General features: G+C 71.6%; 10 protein-coding genes. 3 read left to right on the top strand and 7 right to left on the bottom strand.

What is annotated here, in order from left to right; all coding sequences use genetic code 11:
• Positions 1 to 8 precede the first annotated feature (8 nt).
• Positions 9 to 3,287: a maltose alpha-D-glucosyltransferase gene (gene treS, locus ABIC30_RS13215; RefSeq protein WP_042672719.1), complete on the top strand. Its 3,279-nt coding sequence runs from the start codon at positions 9 to 11 to the stop codon at positions 3,285 to 3,287.
• Entirely contained in the window at positions 3,284 to 5,566 is a 2,283-nt protein-coding gene (gene glgB / locus ABIC30_RS13210; protein ID WP_354455380.1) for a 1,4-alpha-glucan branching protein GlgB, read from the top strand. The genes treS and glgB overlap by 4 nt, the downstream gene beginning before the upstream one ends.
• Before the next feature lie 265 nt (positions 5,567 to 5,831).
• Here glgB and glgA read toward each other — a convergent pair whose 3' ends face one another.
• Both glgA and ABIC30_RS13200 read right to left on the bottom strand, forming a co-directional pair.
• Positions 5,832 to 7,370, bottom strand: coding sequence for a glycogen synthase GlgA (glgA, locus tag ABIC30_RS13205; RefSeq protein ID WP_331299275.1), 1,539 nt, complete (start codon positions 7,368 to 7,370; stop codon positions 5,832 to 5,834).
• Positions 7,371 to 7,720: 350 nt separating this feature from the next.
• A complete protein-coding gene (locus tag ABIC30_RS13200) occupies positions 7,721 to 9,307 on the bottom strand; it encodes an alpha-amylase family glycosyl hydrolase (RefSeq protein WP_354455377.1) in 1,587 nt (528 codons plus the stop codon).
• Between the two features lie 404 nt (positions 9,308 to 9,711).
• Here ABIC30_RS13200 and ABIC30_RS13195 point away from each other — a divergent pair, with 404 nt between their 5' ends.
• Positions 9,712 to 12,249, top strand: coding sequence for a glycogen/starch/alpha-glucan phosphorylase (locus tag ABIC30_RS13195; RefSeq protein ID WP_026604955.1), 2,538 nt, complete (start codon positions 9,712 to 9,714; stop codon positions 12,247 to 12,249).
• A 45-nt stretch (positions 12,250 to 12,294) separates the two neighbouring features.
• On the opposite strand, the gene ABIC30_RS13190 is transcribed toward ABIC30_RS13195, so the two are convergent.
• The 5 genes from ABIC30_RS13190 to ABIC30_RS13170 form a co-directional block, all read right to left on the bottom strand.
• Positions 12,295 to 13,992 carry a methyl-accepting chemotaxis protein gene (locus ABIC30_RS13190; RefSeq protein ID WP_181049156.1) on the bottom strand — a complete coding sequence of 566 codons (1,698 nt, stop codon included), beginning with the start codon at positions 13,990 to 13,992 and terminating at the stop codon, positions 12,295 to 12,297.
• Positions 13,993 to 14,202: 210 nt separating this feature from the next.
• Positions 14,203 to 15,267, bottom strand: coding sequence for an SGNH/GDSL hydrolase family protein (locus ABIC30_RS13185; protein WP_103985034.1), 1,065 nt, complete (start codon positions 15,265 to 15,267; stop codon positions 14,203 to 14,205).
• A gap of 88 nt (positions 15,268 to 15,355) precedes the next feature.
• Positions 15,356 to 16,303, bottom strand: coding sequence for a ferredoxin reductase domain-containing protein (locus ABIC30_RS13180; RefSeq protein WP_020093343.1), 948 nt, complete (start codon positions 16,301 to 16,303; stop codon positions 15,356 to 15,358).
• A 29-nt stretch (positions 16,304 to 16,332) separates the two neighbouring features.
• Positions 16,333 to 16,719 (bottom strand): hypothetical protein, encoded by a 387-nt coding sequence (locus ABIC30_RS13175; protein ID WP_042675778.1) that lies wholly within the window; start codon positions 16,717 to 16,719, stop codon positions 16,333 to 16,335.
• A gap of 154 nt (positions 16,720 to 16,873) precedes the next feature.
• Complete coding sequence (locus ABIC30_RS13170) at positions 16,874 to 17,287, bottom strand: globin family protein (protein ID WP_091677354.1); 414 nt, start codon at positions 17,285 to 17,287, stop codon at positions 16,874 to 16,876.
• Between the last annotated feature and the right edge of the window lie 40 nt (positions 17,288 to 17,327).

The following is a 17,327-nucleotide window of genomic DNA, read 5'->3' as shown; positions in this document are numbered from 1 at the left end:
GCGACGCGATGATCGATCGCAGCGACCCGCAATGGTACCGTGACGCCATCATCTACCAGATCCACGTCAAGTCGTTCTTCGACTCGAACAACGACGGGATCGGGGATTTCGAGGGCCTGACCCAGCGCCTCGACTACGTGCGCGATCTCGGCGTGACGGCGATCTGGCTGATGCCGTTCTATCCCTCGCCGCTGCGCGACGACGGCTACGACATCGCCGATTACCGGGACATCAACCCGTCCTACGGGACCATGGAGGACTTCAAGGCCTTCGTGGAGGCGGCGCACGAGCGCGGTCTGCGGGTCATCACCGAGCTCGTCATCAACCACACCTCGGACCAGCACCCCTGGTTCCAGGCCGCCCGCGAGGCCCCTCCCGGCTCGCCCGAGCGCGACTTCTACGTCTGGTCGGACACCGACGAGCCGTACAAGGACACGCGGATCATCTTCCTCGACACCGAGGCGTCGAACTGGACCTGGGACCCGGTCGCCAAGCAGTATTTCTGGCACCGGTTCTACAGTCACCAGCCGGATCTCAACTTCGACAACCCGAAGGTGCTGGAAGCGGTCATCGACGTGATGCGCTACTGGCTCGACATGGGCGTCGACGGCCTGCGGCTCGACGCGATCCCCTACCTGATCGAGCGCGACGGCACGAACTGCGAGAACCTCGCCGAGACCCACGACGTCATCAAGGCGATCCGCGCCGCGCTGGACGCGAGCTACCCCGACCGGATGCTGCTCGCCGAGGCCAACCAGTGGCCCGAGGAGACCGCGCAGTATTTCGGCGACGGCGACGAGTGCCACATGGCGTTCCATTTCCCGCTGATGCCGCGGATGTACATGGCGATCGCCCGGGAGGACCGGCACCCGATCACCGACATCATGCGCCAGACCCCGGAGATCCCGGAGGGCTGCCAGTGGGCGATCTTCCTGCGCAACCACGACGAGCTGACGCTCGAGATGGTCACGGCCGAGGAGCGTGACTACCTCTGGTCGTTCTACGCCGCCGAGCGGCGCGCCCGGATCAACCTCGGCATCCGCCGACGCCTCGCGCCGCTCCTCGAGAACGACCGGCGCAAGATCGAGCTGATGAAGTCCCTCGTCCTGTCGATGCCCGGCACGCCGGTGCTCTACTACGGCGACGAGGTCGGCATGGGCGACAACATCTACCTCGGCGACCGCGACGGCGTGCGCACGCCGATGCAGTGGTCGCCCGACCGCAACGGCGGCTTCTCGCGGGCGAATCCCCAGAAGCTGTTCCTGCCGGCGATCCAGGACCCGATCTACGGGTTCGACGCGATCAACGTCGAGGCGCAGACCCAGGCCCAGACGAGCCTGCTGAACTGGACGCGGCGCATGATCGCGATCCGCAACAACAGCGTCGCGCTGGGGCGCGGCACCATCCAGTTCCTGTACCCGTCGAACCGGAAGGTGCTCGCCTGGATCCGCGAGCACGAGGACGAGCGGATTCTGTGCGTGGCGAACCTGTCGCGCGCGCCGCAGGCGGTGCAGCTCGACCTGTCGGAGTTGCGCACCGCGGTGCCGATCGAGCTGACCGGTGGCACCGAGTTCCCGCCGATCGGCGACCTGCCCTACCTGCTGACCCTGCCGTCCTACGGCTTCTACTGGTTCTCCTTGAGCGCCGCCCGGTCGGGGGTGATCGGCCCGCAGCAGGAGCCGCCCGAGCTGTTCACCCTGGTGCTCACCGGCGGGATCGAGACCCTGATGAGCGGGCGCGAGCGCGTCGCCTTCGAGCGCACCGTGGTGCCGCCGTTCCTGACGAGCCGGCGCTGGTTCGGCGCCAAGGGCTCGCGGATCAAGGCCACGAAGGTCGTCGACTGCGCCGCCCTGAAGGACGTCGACGGCAGCGCGCGCTTCCTGCTGCCGCGGCTGCAGGTGCAGCTCGCCAGCGGCGAGACCCAGGAATACTTCGTGCCCGTGGGCGTCGAGGAGGGCCGCGAGGACGAGACCCTCATGCCCTTCGCGGTGGCGCGGGTGCGCCGGGGGCCGCGCACCGGCCTGCTCTACGGGGCGGCCGGCTCCAACGACTTCGCCGCCTGCCTGATCGACGACATGCGGCAGGCCCGCGAGATCCCCACGGAGACCGGGCGGCTCGTCTTCGCCGTCACCTCGGCCTTCGACCCGGACGTCACGGTCGACGTGGCCGACATCCGCCGGCTCTCGGGCGAGCAGAGCAACACCTCGATCGCCATCGGCTCGAAGATGATGCTCAAGCTGCTGCGCCGCCTGCAGCCGGGCCTGCATCCCGAGATCGAGGTCGGGCGCTTCCTCACCGAGAAGGCGGGGTTCTCGAATACACCCGCCCTGCTCGGCACCCTGGAGCATGTCGCCGAGGACGGCACCCGGACCGCCCTGGCGGTCCTGCAGAAGTTCGTGATGAACCAGGGCGACGCCTGGACCCTGATGCTGGAGGGCCTGCGCCGGGACTTCGAGACCGTGGTGCTCACGCCCGAGAGCGAGGCCGCGACCCCCGAGGAGGCGTTCCAGGCCCACCGGCCCTGGGCCGACCTGCTCGGCCGGCGCACCGCCGAGCTGCACGCGGCGCTCGCCATCGAGACCGACGACCCGGCCTTCGCGGCCGAGCCGTTCACCGGGGACGACCTCGCCGTGCTGGCGCGCGACGCCCGCCACCAGGCCGAGCGCGCCTTCCGGGCGCTCAAGGGCCTCGCCGACCGCGGCCTCGACGCCGGCAAGCCGGCCTGCGCGGAGCTCGGCCAGCGCCGGGGCGAGGTCGAGGCGCTGATCGCCGCGCTCACCGAAGCGCCGGTCCGGGGCGCCCACAAGACCCGCATCCACGGCGACTACCATCTGGGCCAGGTGCTGGTCGCCGAGAACGACCTGATCATCGTCGACTTCGAGGGCGAGCCCTCGCGCCCGGCCGACGAGCGCCGGGCCAAGTCGATGCCTCTGCGGGACGTCGCCGGGCTGATGCGCTCCTTCGCGTACGGCGCCGAGACGGTGATCCGGGAGATCACCGCACGGTTCGCCGATTCGGAGGAGCGGGCGCGGGACGCGGCGACCGCGTGGCGCGGCATGATCGAGGCGGCGTTCCTCGCCGGCTACGAGACCGCGGTCGAGGGCTCCCGGGCGGCGGTGACCGATCCGGAGAGCCGGACCCGTCTGCTGCGCCTCTGCCTGCTGACCAAGGCGCTCTACGAGGTCGACTACGAGGCCAACAACCGGCCGGACTGGATCGAAATCCCTGCCCGTGGGGTTCTCACCATTCTGGACACGGACGGACACGAGCCCGGAGCATCTGAATGACGGCGATCGACGAGACCTTCGCACGACGGGCCGACCCGGGCGCGGGGACGGCGCGGACCGCGGATGTCCCGGGCTCCGGCGCCGCGCAGCCGCCGAGCATCCACCCGGACGCGATCGCCGCGCTGATGGCCGCCAACCACGGCGACCCCTTCGCGGTGCTCGGACCCCACAGGGTCGGGCCGAAGGCCTGGGAGGTGCGCGCCGTGCTGCCCGAGGCGCGGGCCGCCACCCTGGTGATGGACGGCCGCACCGCGCCCTTCGAGAAGCGCCACCCGGACGGGTTCTGGGTCGCGAAGGCCGAGGGCGAGCACCGGCCCCTCTACGAGATCGAGGTCGAGTCCTGGGACGGGACGAAGCGCCGCCGCTACGACCCCTACGGCTTCGGCTCCTCGATCGAGCAGTACGACGTGGCGGCGCTCCGCGAGGTCGGCACCAACCTCGTCTACCGGATGCTCGGCGCCCAGTCGGGGCAGCTCGACGGCATCGACGGCTTCCGCTTCGCCGTCTGGGCGCCCAACGCCCGCAAGGTCAGCGTCGTCGGCGACTTCAACGACTGGGACGGGCGGCGCCACCCGATGCGCCTCTGGCAGGACGGCGGCATCTGGGAGCTGTTCGTGCCGGGCCTCAAGGCCGGCGTGCGCTACAAGTTCGAGATCCGCGGCCCCGACGGATCCCTGGTCCCGCTCAAGGCCGACCCGGTCGCCTTCGCGGCCCAGCACCCGCCGGAGACCGCCTCGGTCACCCACGGGTCGAGCGACTTCGACTGGCGCGATTCCGGCTGGATGAGCACCCGCGGCGCCAAGGACCCGCGCCACGCGGCGATCTCGGTCTACGAGGTCCATCTCGGCTCCTGGGCGCGGGTGCCCGAGGAGGGGAACCGCTACCTCACCTACCGGGAGTTGGCCTCCCGGCTGATCCCCTACGTGAAGGATCTGGGCTTCACCCATATCGAGATGCTGCCGATCACCGAGTTCCCGTTCGACGGGTCCTGGGGCTACCAGCCGGTCTCGCTGTTCGCGCCGACGAGCCGCTTCGGAAGCCCTGAGGACTTCGCCGCCTTCGTGGACGCGGCCCACGAGGCCGGCATCGGCGTGCTGCTCGACTGGGTGCCGGGCCACTTCCCGCTCGACGCCCACGGGCTCGGCCTGTTCGACGGCACCCACCTCTACGAGCACGCCGACCCGCGCCAGGGCTTCCACCAAGACTGGGGCACCTACATCTACAATTTCGGGCGGACCGAGGTCGCGACCTTCCTCGCCGCCAACGCCCGGTTCTGGCTAGAGCACTACCACCTCGACGGCCTGCGCGTGGATGCCGTCGCGTCGATGCTCTACCTCGACTACTCGCGCCGCCAGGGCGAGTGGATCCCGAACCGCTACGGCGGCAACGAGAACCTCGACGCCATCGACTTCCTGCGCAAGACCAACGAGGCGACCTACAGCCACGCCCCGGGGACGATCACGGTGGCGGAGGAATCCACCTCCTGGCCGGGCGTCTCGCACCCGACCTACACGGGCGGCCTGGGCTTCGGCTTCAAGTGGAACATGGGCTGGATGCACGACACCCTGCATTTCATGCAGGAGGATCCGATCCATCGCCGCTACCACCACCATAACCTGACCTTCGGGCTGCTCTATGCCTTCTCGGAGAATTTCATCCTGCCGCTCTCCCACGACGAGGTCGTGCACGGGAAGGGCTCGCTGCTCGGCAAGATGCCCGGCGACCGCTGGCAGAAATTCGCGAATCTCCGGGCCTATTACGGCTTCATGTGGGGGCATCCCGGCAAGAAGCTGCTGTTCATGGGCGGCGAGTTCGGCCAGGAGCGGGAGTGGAACCACGACAACAGCCTGGACTGGCACCTCCTGGACGATCCCCTGCACGAGGGCGTCCAGAGCGTGATCCGCGATCTCAACCGGCTCTACGTGTCGACCCCGGCCCTCTACAGCCGCGACGTGGAGCATACCGGCTTCCAGTGGCTGGTGGCGGACGACCAGGACAACAGCGTCATCGCCTGGGCCCGCAAGGGCGCGAAGCCCGGCGAGGTCGCCATCGTGGTGTCGAACTTCACCCCGGTGCCGCGCGAGGGCTACCGGATCGGCGTGCCGCAGGCGGGGTTCTACCGGGAGGCGTTCAACTCGGATGCCGGCGTGTACGGCGGGTCCAACCTGGGCAACCAGGGCGGCCGCCACACCGACGATCAGGCGAGCCACGGCCAGGGGCAGAGCTTGTCGCTCACCCTCCCGCCGCTCGCCACGATGATCTTCCTGCTGGAGGGGTGAGGAGACTTTCGCCTTCGCCCAGGCGTCACCGCGTCGTCCCGGGGCCGCGCAGCGGAGCCCGGGATCCAGGCCCGCCGGCAGTCAAGGTCCGCACCGACGGCGGTCCGGGTTGCCCCCCCTCCGGCATATCCGTCCGGGTCCGGCTGCGACGCCCCGGGACGACGGGCGCGGTGAAGCGGCGCGAGGGGAAGCGCCCGCGCCGTTGGCAGAGATGATCTGACCCGACCGGACCTCCCCGCCCCGCAGGGGGGCCCGCGAGAAGTCCCTACGCCGCCCGCCAGCGCAGCCCGACGCTGTTGCCGATGGCCCGGCCGTAGAGCCCGGCATAGTTCTCGGCGGCCCGGTCCCAGCCGAAATGGGCCGCCATGGCCCGCCGCCGCATGGCGTTGAGGCGCTTCTTCTGGCCGAAGGCCTCCAGCGCCCGCCGCACCGCCGCCCCGAAGGAGGCGGCCGAGGCCTCCCCGAAGGTGAAGCCCGTCACGCCGTCCTCGACCGTGTCGGCGAGGCCGCCGGTCCGGCGCACGATCGGCAGGGAGCCGAAGCGCTGCGCGTACATCTGGGCGAGGCCGCAAGGCTCGAAGCGCGAGGGCATCAGCAGGAAGTCGCTGCCGGCGAACATCCGCCGGGCCTGCGCCTCCTCGAAGCCGACATGCACGCCGACCGCGTCGGGATGGCGCTGGGCGAGGCCGCGGAGCGCCTGCTCGAACCGGCCCTCGCCCTGGCCGATCACCACGAGCTGGCCGCCCCCGGCCACGATGGTCTCGGCCGCCTGCAGGCTCAGGTCGATGCCCTTCTGGTGCACGAGGCGCGACACGATGGCGAAGAGCGGCCCGCGGGAGACCGCGAGGCCGAATTGCTGGCGCACCGCCTCGGTGTTGGCGCGCTTGCCCTTCCAGTCGTCGATCTCGAAGCGCGTGGCGAGGTGCGGGTCGGTGGTCGGATCCCAGCTCTCGTCGATGCCGTTCAGGATGCCGGCGAGCCGGCCCTGGCCGGCGCGGGTGCGCAGCAGCCCGTCGAGGCCGCAGCCAAGCTCGGGCGTCTGGATCTCCCGCGCGTAGGTCTCGCTCACCGTGGTGACCTGCGAGGCGTAGAAGATGCCGGCCTTCAGGAAGGAGAGCTGTCCGTAGAACTCGGCGCCGTCGACCTGGAAGGCCGAGTCCGGCACGCCGAGCCGGGGCAGGGCGTCCCGGGGAAACAGGCCCTGGTAGGCGAGGTTGTGGATGGTCAGCACGCTCGGGACCCGCCGGCCGCGCCACGCGAGATAGGCCGGCGCCAGGGCCGCCTGCCAGTCGTTGAGGTGCAGGATGTCGGCCGCCCAGTCGGGATCGGCGCCAGTGGCGAGGTCCGCCGCCGCGAGGCTGAGGCGGGCGAAGCGCAGGTCGTTGTCGCCGAAATCGCCGTGCTGGTCGCCGTAGGGCGTGCCGTCGCGCTCGTAGAGGTCGGGGCTGAGCAGGACGTAGATCCGCAGGCCGTCGGCCGCCTCGACCAGGCCGAGGTCGCAGGCGGGAATGCCCGCGAAGCCCTCGAGGCGGGCGACGACCGGGATCTCCGGGAAGGCGGCCCGGACCTGCCGATAGCCCGGGATCAGGACGCGGATGTCGTAGTGCGGGACCAGGGCCCGGGGCAGGGCGGCCGAGACCTCGCCGAGGCCGCCGGTCTTCACGAAATCCGCCATCTCGGGCGTCGCGTAGAGGATGCGGCGGCGCAGCGAGGCCGGCCGGGCCGGAACCGGTACGGGACCGACGCCGTTCCCCTCGCCGGACGACCACTCGGCGAAGGGACCACCACGGCGCGCATCGAGCATCAGCATTGATCCTGGCCGGGCGGAATGCCCCGGTCTGGCAGTCGACCGGGCAGGCACGGCTGTCACGATCTCAACCACGGCCAATGCTCCTTCGCCGCGACGGTTCCGTTGCGACGCACAAAATAGGCCACCGTGGTGATTAAGCGTCACTTACCTATGTGGCATCGCAGCGAGAAATCGCGCCGCCACGGCGGATTTCGGCCGCTGGATACAGATCTTCGGCCCGGAACGACGGCGCCCGGCGTAACCGGACGGGTCCCGCTCGTCCGTCTTCGACCGATCGGCGGTGCCCGCCGAGCCCCTGATTCGGTCCCCGGCTTGACGGGTGCCGGAGCCGGGGCGGCCTCGCGTCACCCGGCGCGGCGCAGAATCACCCCCTCGGCGGGCTCCAGCGCGAGGGTGAGGCCGGCCGGCTCGCCCGCGCGCCCCGGACGGGTCGAGAGCAGCACGGTCCAGGCCCCCTCGGGCAGCGGCAGGTCCTGCGACGCCGCGCCGAAATTCAGCAGCACGCGCAGGACGTCCCCGTCGGCGAAGCGCTCGTAGGCGAACACCTCGGCGATCCCGAGCGGCACCTCGCGGTAGCCGCCCACGGCGAGCGCCGCGTGGTCGCGGCGCAGGGCGAGCAGCCGCCGGTGCAGGGTGAGCATCGAGCCCGGATCCGAGCGCTGGCTCTCGACGTTGCAGGCTGCCCAATCCGCCGCCAGCGGCAGCCAGGGCTCGACCGTGGAGAAGCCGGCCTGGGGCGTGTCGTCCCACTGCATCGGCGTGCGCTCCGGGTCGCGGCCGTGCCCGGGCTCGTTGTGCTCCCAGGGATCCCGGGCGCGGTCCGGGGGAATCGGCACGTGGCCGAGGCCGATCTCGTCGCCGTAGTAGAGGGTCGGCGTGCCCCGCAGGGTCAGCAGCAGCATCGCGGCGATGCGGGCCTGGGCCGGCCCGACCCGGGCGGCGATGCGCGGCTGGTCGTGGTTGCCCAGCACCCAGTTCGGCCAGCCGCCCTCGGGCAGGGCCGCCTCGTACTGCGCCACGAGGTCGGCCACCGCGTCGGCCCGCCACGGGGTCTGGATCAGCTGGAAATTGAACGGTAGGTCGGCCCCGGTCAGGTCCGGGCCGTAATAGGCGACCAGCCGCTCCACCGGCAGGTAGATCTCGCCGATCAGCACGCGCTCGCCGTACTGGCGCAGCACCGCCCGCATCCCGGCGATCACGTCGAAGATCTCGGGCCGGTCGGCGGAGTAGACCTGGGTGAAGCGGTTGATCTCGGGCGAGCCCGGCGCGTAGTCGGGATTGGCCGGGTTGTCGCGGAATCCCACATCCTTCATCAGGTGCCAGATCACGTCGACCCGGAACCCGTCGACTCCGCGCTCCAGCCAGAAGCGGAGCACGTCGTGCATGGCCGCCCGCACCGCGGGGTTGCGCCAGTTCAGGTCCGGCTGCTCCGCCAGGAAGGCGTGGTAGTAGTACTGGCCGGTGGTCTCATCCAGCGTCCAGGCCGGGCCGCCGAAGTTCGACAGCCAGTTGTTGGGCGGGCCGCCGCCGGGCGCCGGGTCGCGCCAGATGTACCAGTCCCGCTTCGGGCTCGCGCGCGACGACCGGCTCTCGGAGAACCAGGGATGCGCGATCGAGGAGTGGTTCGGCACGAAGTCGAGGATCACCTTCAGCCGGCGCCGATGGGCCTCGGCCACGAGGGCGTCGAAATCGGCCAGCGTGCCGAACAGCGGGTCGATCCCGCAGTAATCGGCCACGTCGTAGCCGAAATCGGCCATGGGCGAGGGGTAGACCGGCGAGATCCACACGGCGTCGACCCCTAGCCATGCGAGGTAGTCCAGCCGCGCCGTGATGCCCGGCAGGTCGCCGACCCCGTCTCCATTCGTGTCCTGAAAGGAGCGCGGGTAGACTTGGTAGACGGTCCCGCGCTTCCACCAGACGGTGTCGGTCATGCTGCGCCCCTCGCATCGGCGGCCCACGCTTAACCGCTGACCCGCGCGCTGGCGACCGGTGACGGATGCGCTCAGAGCGCGCGCCGCGCGCGGTACGCCCCGGGCCAGCGTCGTCCAGGGAATGGCTGCGGCTCCCAAAACCTGTGCGCATGCCCCTCACGCAGGGCGACGCCGCGCGGCTGTGCCTGGAATGTCACGCCGCCCTGCCATATCTCCTCCGCCATGCCCGTGCGCTCCGCCGGAGCGGCGCTGCCACGACTTCGCCGGAAGCCGACCGCATCGTCGGACGCTTCGGGGCACGGATCGCCCGTCCGTTCATGCGGCGGCAATCCATCAAAAGAGATAATCCGCCCACGATACCCCCGGCGCTAGAATCCGGGGCGACGACTTTGGGGGACCCGCACGTGTTGAACGATGTTCTGACCCGGCCTGTGCCACAAGATGTCTCGCGCGACGAGCGCGCAACCGAGGCGCCCGCCCCGGCCGCCTGGACCGCCCCGGTGCTGTCCGGCAGCGGCGACGCGGTGGTGGACCTGCGCGAGGCGATCCGCGCCAAGCTCACCTTCACGCTCGGCCGCACGCCCGAGACCGCCCGCCCGCGCGACTGGTTCGCCGCGACGGCGCTGGCCCTGCGCGAGCGGATCGTGGCCGCCGCGCTGGCCTCCGAGCGGAGCGTGCCGAACAAGCGCGTCTACTACCTGTCGCTGGAATTCCTGATCGGCCGGCTGATGTCGGACGCGCTGAACAATCTCGGCCTCACCGAGACGACCCGCGGCGCGCTCCGGGAACTCGGGATCGATCTCGACGCCGTGCAGGACGCCGAGCCCGACGCGGCGCTGGGCAATGGCGGCCTCGGGCGGCTCGCCGCCTGCTTCATGGAGAGCATGGCCAGCATCGGCATCCCGGCCATGGGCTACGGCATCCGCTACGACCACGGCCTGTTCCGCCAGTCCTTCGAGGACGGCTGGCAGCGCGAGGCGCCGGAGACCTGGCTGGCCGAGGGCAACCCCTGGGAATTCGCCCGGCCCGAGGCGACCTACGCGATCGGCTTCGGCGGCACCGTCACGCTGTCCTCGCCGGAGGAGGGCGTGATCCGGCGCCACTGGCAGCCGGCCGAGACCGTGCGGGCGGTGGCCCACGACGTGCCGGTGGTCGGCTGGCGCGGCCGCCACGTCAACGGCCTGCGCCTCTGGAAGGCCGAGGCCGGCGAGCCCGTCGACCTCGCCCGCTTCAACGGCGGCGACCATGTCGGCGCGGTCGCGGCGCGGATGCGCGCCGAGGCGATCTCGCGGGTGCTCTACCCGAGCGATTCCTCGGCCGAGGGCCAGGAGCTGCGCCTGCGCCAGGAATACTTCTTCACCGCGGCCTCGATCCAGGATCTCGTGGCCCGCCACGTGGCCGAGCGCGGCGACGTCCGGTCCCTGCCGGACCACGCGGCGATCCAGCTCAACGACACGCACCCGGCCATCGCGGTGCCGGAGCTGATGCGCGTCCTGCTCGACGTCTACGGCCTTTCCTGGGAGGACGCGTGGCACGTCACCACGCACACGCTGCACTACACGAACCACACCCTCCTGCCCGAGGCCCTGGAGACCTGGCCGGTGGAGCTGATGGAGCGGCTGCTGCCGCGCCACATGCAGATCATCTACCTGATCAACTGGATGCACCTGGAGGAGCAGGCCAAGCACGGCCGCCAGGGATCGGCGGATGCCGCCGCCTACCTCGCGTCGATCTCGCTGATCGACGAGTCGCACGGGCGGCGGGTGCGGATGGGGCACCTCGCCTTCCACGGCGCGCGCCGGGTCAACGGCGTCTCGGCCCTGCACACGGACCTGATGCGCTCGACGGTCTTCTCCGACCTGCACGCGCTGGATCCGGACAAGATCGTCAACAAGACCAACGGCATCACCTTCCGCCGCTGGTTCCACAACGCCAATCCCGGCCTCACCCGGCTCGCCGTGGAGACGGTGGGCGCCGGCGTGCTGGACAATCCCGAGCTGCTCCGGGGCCTCGAGGCCCATGCCGAGGATCCGGCCTTCGTGGCGCGCTACGCGGCCGTGCGCCGGGAGCGCAAGGAGGCCCTGGCGGCGATCATCGCCGAGCGCACCGGCATCGACGTCGATCCGGCCGCGCTGTTCGACATCCAGGTCAAGCGCATCCACGAGTACAAGCGCCAGCTCCTCAACGTGGTCGAGACCGTGGCGCTCTACCAGGCGATCAAGGCCGAGCCGCACCGGGACTGGACGCCCCGGGTGAAGATCTTCGCCGGCAAGGCGGCGCCGAGCTACGTCCAGGCCAAGCTGATCATCAAGCTCGCCTGCGACGTCGCCAAGGCGGTGAACGACGATCCCGAGGTCGCGGATCGGCTGAAGGTGGTGTTCCTGCCGAACTACTCGGTGAGCCTCGCCGAATCGATCATCCCGGCCGCCGACCTGTCCGAGCAGATCTCCACCGCCGGCATGGAGGCCTCGGGCACCGGCAACATGAAGTTCGCCCTCAACGGCGCGCTCACGGTGGGGACCCTCGACGGCGCCAACATCGAGATCCGCGACCATGTCGGGGCGGACAACATCTTCATCTTCGGCCTGGAGGCCGACGGCGTCCGCGCCCGGCAGGCCGAGCCGGACTACGCGGCCCGGGCGATCCAGGCCTCGCCGCGGCTGGCCGCCGCCCTCGACATGATCGCCTCAGGGCGGTTCTCGCCGGAGGAGCCGGGCCGGTTCCGGCCGCTCACCGACGACCTGCGCCGGCGCGACCAGTACCTGCTCACCGCCGATTTCGACGATTACTGGCGGGTGCAGCGGTCGATCGACGCCGCGTGGCGCGATCCCCGCGGCTGGTGGGCGAAGGCGATCCGCAACACCGCCCGCATGGCGTGGTTCTCCTCCGATCGCGCCATGCGCGAGTACGCCGAGGAGATCTGGCGGGTCCGCCTGGGCTGAGTCGCCACCGGCCCGCTCCCGCGCGGGAGCGGGCCTGCGCCGCCCTCAGGCCGCGCGCACGTCGGCCAGGAACCGCCCGACCTCCGCCGAGAGCCCCTCGGACTGACGGGACAAGGCGGTGGCGGCCGTGAGCACGTGGTCGGCCGCGACCCCCGTCCGCTCGGAGGCCTCGGCCACCCCGGCGATGGTGCCGGTCACCTCCGCGGCGCCCCGCGTTGCCTGAGCGACGGTGCGCACGATCTCCCGGGTCGCGGCGCCCTGCTCCTCCACGGCCGCGGCGATCGCGATCGCCACCCCGTTGATCTCGCGGATCCGGTCGATGATCGTGCCGATGGCGCCGACCGCGGATCCGGTCACGCCCTGGATCCGGCCGATCTGCGCGGCGATCCCGTCGGTCGCCCGCGCGGTCTTCTCGGCCAGGGCCTTCACCTCGCCCGCCACGACCGCGAAGCCGCGGCCGGCCTCGCCGGCCCGCGCCGCCTCGATGGTGGCGTTGAGGGCCAGCAGGTTGGTCTGCTCGGCGATGGACGCGATCAGCCGCACCACGTCGCCGATCTCGGAGGCCGCCTGCCGCAACTCGGCCACGAGCCCGGCGGTCTGGTCGGCCTCGCCGACCGCCTGCTGGGCGAGTTCGGACGAGCCGCCCGCCTGACGGCCGATCGCCCGGATGGCGCTGCCGAGCCGCTCGGTCGCGGCCGCCACCGCGCCGATGTTGACCGCCGCAGCCTCGGCCGCCAGCGCCACCGCGCCGGACTGGCTGGCCGTCTCCTGGGCGGTCGCGGTCATCTGGTGGGCGGTGCCTTCGAGTTCGCCCGCGGCGGTCGAGACCCGGTCCACGATCCTGGCCACCGCCGCCTCGAAGGTCCGGGCGAGGCCCATCGTGGCGTCCTTGCGGGCCGCGGCCGCGGCGGCGTCCGCGCGCCGCCGGCCCTCGGCTTCCGCCTCGGCGTTGCGGATGATCAAGCTCCGGATCGCCTCGACCGCCCGGCCGACCGCTCCGATCTCGTCGCCGCGCCGCGCCTCCGGGATCGTGGCCGCGCCGTCGCCCTGCGCCACGCGCCGCAGCGCGGCGACGAGGCGGTGGAGCGGCCGCGTGACACCGACCACGACGATAGCCGCGGAGAGTCCCAGGGCGACGAGCAGGCCCGCCACCGTGGCGCCGATCAGGACCGTCCGGGCCTGCTCGGCCCCCTGCTGCGTGGCGATCTTCGCCTCGCCGAGGCGGGCCGCCGCCGCCGCCTCGTACGCCTGGGCCGCGCGGTCGAACTGCGCCCGGACCTCCCGGCTGGCGACCACGCCGACCTGGATCGCCGCCGGCCGGTCATTCCGGAGCGCGAGGTAGTTGGAGCGGTCGAGCAGGTCGAAATAGTCCCGGGCGACGGTGCCGATCTGGCGCTGCAGCGCCGCGATCTCAGCGCGCCGCGAGCCCTGTTCCAGCGTCTCGATGCCGTCGGCCACGGCCTTGACGGAGGCGTCGTAGCGCTTGCGGAAGAGGGGGATGTCGCCTTTCGGCTCGCCGATGATGAGATTGCGGTTCATGAGCGCCGCATCGACGAATTTTTCGCGGACACGTGAGAAGATCTCGAGCCTCGCGAAATAGTAATCCACCAAAAATCTATTTCTCTCCTCGATCGCTCTGAGTTCTCTGAGCGAGTACGCGGCAGAGGCGGCGCACACGATCACCATGAACAAGAGCGGCGCGGACATTTTTACATGCAGGTTCGCATCGCGCAGGATCCGCATTCCGTTCGATCTCCGCCGGCGTCACCGGCACAGCTTATCACACGCCGCGAAGAGGAATCCACGATCGATCACATCACTCTTCGCGCGCACGAGGACACGAACCGATACAGAGACTGAATTGATAAGTATAGAGATCGAGAAATTGAATGCCATAAAGGTGCGTTATTCAAACGCTCGTGCCTGCATGACTATGCCCGAACGGGGCCGGGGTCAGGCGCCTCGGACGAGCCCGAGCCGCAATCCGACGCGGCACAGGCCGCGCCGCAGCCGGTGAAGCTGGCGCGCGGCGCGCGGGGCGAGGCCGAGTCTGCGCCGGCAGACGACGTGCGACACGCGCCCGATCCGCGGGCCCGGATCCGGCGCGCCCTTGCGCAGGGCGATGTCCGGGCGCTCCGCCGACTGCGCGATCGTCAGCGCGCGCGCCGCCGGGAGAGTCACGCTGCGGAACATCGCGCGCGTGTAGTAGGAGAACGCGTCGTAGGCGACGAGGGTCCGCGCCCGCCCGGTCGCCGGGTCCTCGACCGTCAGCGTGCCCGCCCGCGGCCCGTAGGTCACGAGGAGCCCGATCACGTCGCGGGGGCGCCCCAGGGGAACGGCGACGCGCGTGCCCTCCGGGATCTCCAGGAAGTCCAGCGGGATGCCGTTGCGGCGCAGGGCGAACCCGCAGGTCAGGCCGGGGAGGGCGCGCAGCGGCAGGGCCTCGAACCGGCCCGGCAGGGTCCGGAACCGGTCGATATAGGCCCGGCCCGGCGGCGGCGCGCGCAAGAAGCTGTAGACCAGGGTGCCGTAGAGGTCGGCGCCCGCCGGCGTGACGTGGGTCGCGTCCTTCAGCAGGTAGGTGATGTCGCCCGCGCCCGCGGCCGCCACCGGGGCGGCGATGTCGAGATAGGGGATCCCGTAGAGGGCGCGGTACTCCGCCAGCAGGCCGGCGACGGGCTCGGCCGCGTAGTCGACGCCGCCCTGGTGGAGGTTGAGGAAGGCGACAGGCAGGTCCCGCCGGGCGGTCGCCGCGAGGATGTCGTCGAGATAGGCCCGCATCGTCGCGCCGTCGAAGTAGCGGACGTTGCCGGTGAACAGCTCGAGGAGGACGCGGTCGCAGGGGAGCGCGTCGAGGATCTCGTCGATCAGGGCGGCGATGGAGGGCAGGGAATGGCCGCCCCAGCCGCTGCGGAGGAAGGTGACCGGGCGCCCCTCGGCCTCGGCCAGGGCGTTGGCCCGCTCGACGTAGCCCGGCAGCTCCGTGACGCTGTAGCCGAGGCAGAGGACGCGGATCATCGGGGCTCGGATCGGACTCAGGATCGGCCCCGTGCGGCCGCTCCGGCGCCGGTAGCAGCCGGGCGCCGCCGCGTCGAGGCGACGCCGGTCAGTCGATCACGATCGGGTAGCAGCGGGCGCCCACCGCGGCGGCGAGCACCTGCACGGCGCCGACCGTCGAGTGGTCGCCCGCCACGTGGACCACGTCGGTGGCGCGCAGGCTCGGCAGGTGGGCGCTGAGCGGGCCGGAGCGCACGTCCGGCGGCCGCTGGCGGCCGCGATCGGCGCAGAGCACGATCCGGCCGACGCCGGTGCGGCGCAGCCAGTCCAGGCTCTCGCGCATGTAGAGGTCCAGGGCGTCGCGGGCGCCGACGGCCAGGGCCATCTCGCGGGCGGGCTCGACGTAGCGGGCCGCCCGGGCGATCGCCCAGATCGCGCCGAAGCCGGCGCCGGCCGCCACCAGCACGAGCCGGCCGCCCCCGGGGCGGTACTGCCCCCGGCCGACGGGGCCCTTGAGACGCACCGGCTGGTCGAGGCGGAGCCCGTCGAGGGGATCGCCCTCGGGGTCGCGGGCGACGTGGAACACCACGTCGTTGATCTCGGTCGTGCCGTCGAGCCGCAGGGTCGGGGACAGCGTCCGCGTCGGCAGACCCGCGAAGGTCACCAGTGCCTGGTGGCCGGGCTCGCCGGTCGGGCGCCGGGTCAGGGTCGCGACGATCTCGAGGATGCCGGGACTGAGCCGGCGGATCTCCGTGACCGTGCCCTTGCGGACGGCGACCGGCGGCGGCGGCGCCTCCTCCTGGCCCTGGATCGGGGCGCCGGGCAGGGCCGGGCGCAGGGCCTCGGCCCGGGCCCGCCGGGCCGGGTGCCGGCGGCCGGACGGCGCCGCGCTGCCCTGAGCGATCCCCTGAGCGATCCCCTGGCCGGCGAGCAGGTTGCCGGACTGCGCCTGCAGCGGCGCGATCATGCCCTCGGCCAGCGCCGCCTCCAGCGGCGTGTCGCCGGTCGAGACGCGGACCGACCGACCGTTGACGACGAGCGAGCAGCGCGCCCCCATGGCTCTCCCCCGCATGCCCTGGTGACGGATCAGCGGGCGCGGATCAGGAGCGAGTCGACCAGGGCCGCCCAGCGCTCGCGGGTCGCGCGGACATCGTCGGTCGGGGCCGATTCGGTCAGGAGCTGGCGCTGCGCCCGCAGCGACTCGACCTCCTGCCGCTGGGCCCGGAGTACCGCCTTCATCACCTGCAGCTCGGTCTCGAGGCGGGCGATCGCGTCGGCCTCGTCCCGCGCCTCCGCGTCGTCCGCGGCCTCGTCGGCGTAGGCGTAGGCGTCGGCGAACGCGTCGACGCGGCGCGGGTCGCGGAGGGGCAACCGGGTCCGGACCTGCTGCTCCAGCCGGACCGGCCGGGCCATCAGGCGACGCACGAGGTCCGAGCCGCCTGCCTGCTGGTAACGCCGTGCCGCCTCGGCCATCCGACCCATCCCCTGCGCGGGCGCTGAAGGGCCCGTCTATCAACAGGAGCTTGATCGGACATGGTTAAGGCGAACTTAAACCGATCCGCGACTTTCGCCGGATCGGAGCCCTGCGGCGGCCCTCAGGCCATCCGCACGCGCGCTCGCGCGCCGCTCATGCGGCGTCCGCGGCCGCCGCCTTCATCACTTGGGCGACCAGCGCGTAGGTCTGGGTCCAGGCCTCCCGGACCTCCGGGGTGAAGTCCGCGCCGAGGCCCTGCTCGAGGGTCCACAGCAGGGCCGCCCCCACAGGCGCGTAGTGGGCGTCCTGCGTGCCGTAGGCCACGTGCTTGCGCCCGAGATCCTGGAGCGCGGGCACCACGGTCTCCGGATGGTTCAGGTTGGCCACCGCCAGCCCGAGCATGGCCATCAGCTTCTGCTTCTGCTCCGTCATGTCCGCGGGGAAGAGGGGGCGCACCTGCGGGGCGACCGCGAACAGGCGGCCGTAGAACAGGTCGGCCGCCGTCCCGGCGATCGGCCGCACCTTCGCGAAGCTGTCCTGCACGAGCCTGATCTGGTCCGGAGTCATCGCGTCACCTGCCGCCGCGTGGATCGTTGGTTGGCAGGAT

It is taken from the genome of Methylobacterium sp. 1030, assembly GCF_040544715.1.
Classification (GTDB): Bacteria; Pseudomonadota; Alphaproteobacteria; order Rhizobiales; family Beijerinckiaceae; genus Methylobacterium.
Note: the sequence above shows the minus strand (reverse complement) of the source record. Positions and strands in the feature narration are given on the sequence as shown.

Excerpts from the sequence above, each read along its gene's own strand:
- ABIC30_RS13180 (WP_020093343.1), bottom strand. The coding sequence starts at position 16,303 with ATGGGGGCGCGCTGCTCGCTCGTCGTCAACGGTCGGTCGGTCCGCGTC.
- ABIC30_RS13175 (WP_042675778.1), bottom strand. The coding sequence starts at position 16,719 with ATGGCCGAGGCGGCACGGCGTTACCAGCAGGCAGGCGGCTCGGACCTC.
- ABIC30_RS13200 (WP_354455377.1), bottom strand. The coding sequence starts at position 9,307 with ATGACCGACACCGTCTGGTGGAAGCGCGGGACCGTCTACCAAGTCTAC.
- ABIC30_RS13190 (WP_181049156.1), bottom strand. The coding sequence starts at position 13,992 with ATGCGGATCCTGCGCGATGCGAACCTGCATGTAAAAATGTCCGCGCCG.
- ABIC30_RS13170 (WP_091677354.1), bottom strand. The coding sequence starts at position 17,287 with ATGACTCCGGACCAGATCAGGCTCGTGCAGGACAGCTTCGCGAAGGTG.
- glgA (WP_331299275.1), bottom strand. The coding sequence starts at position 7,370 with ATGCTCGATGCGCGCCGTGGTGGTCCCTTCGCCGAGTGGTCGTCCGGC.
- ABIC30_RS13185 (WP_103985034.1), bottom strand. The coding sequence starts at position 15,267 with ATGATCCGCGTCCTCTGCCTCGGCTACAGCGTCACGGAGCTGCCGGGC.
- treS (WP_042672719.1), top strand. The coding sequence starts at position 9 with ATGATCGATCGCAGCGACCCGCAATGGTACCGTGACGCCATCATCTAC.
- glgB (WP_354455380.1), top strand. The coding sequence starts at position 3,284 with ATGACGGCGATCGACGAGACCTTCGCACGACGGGCCGACCCGGGCGCG.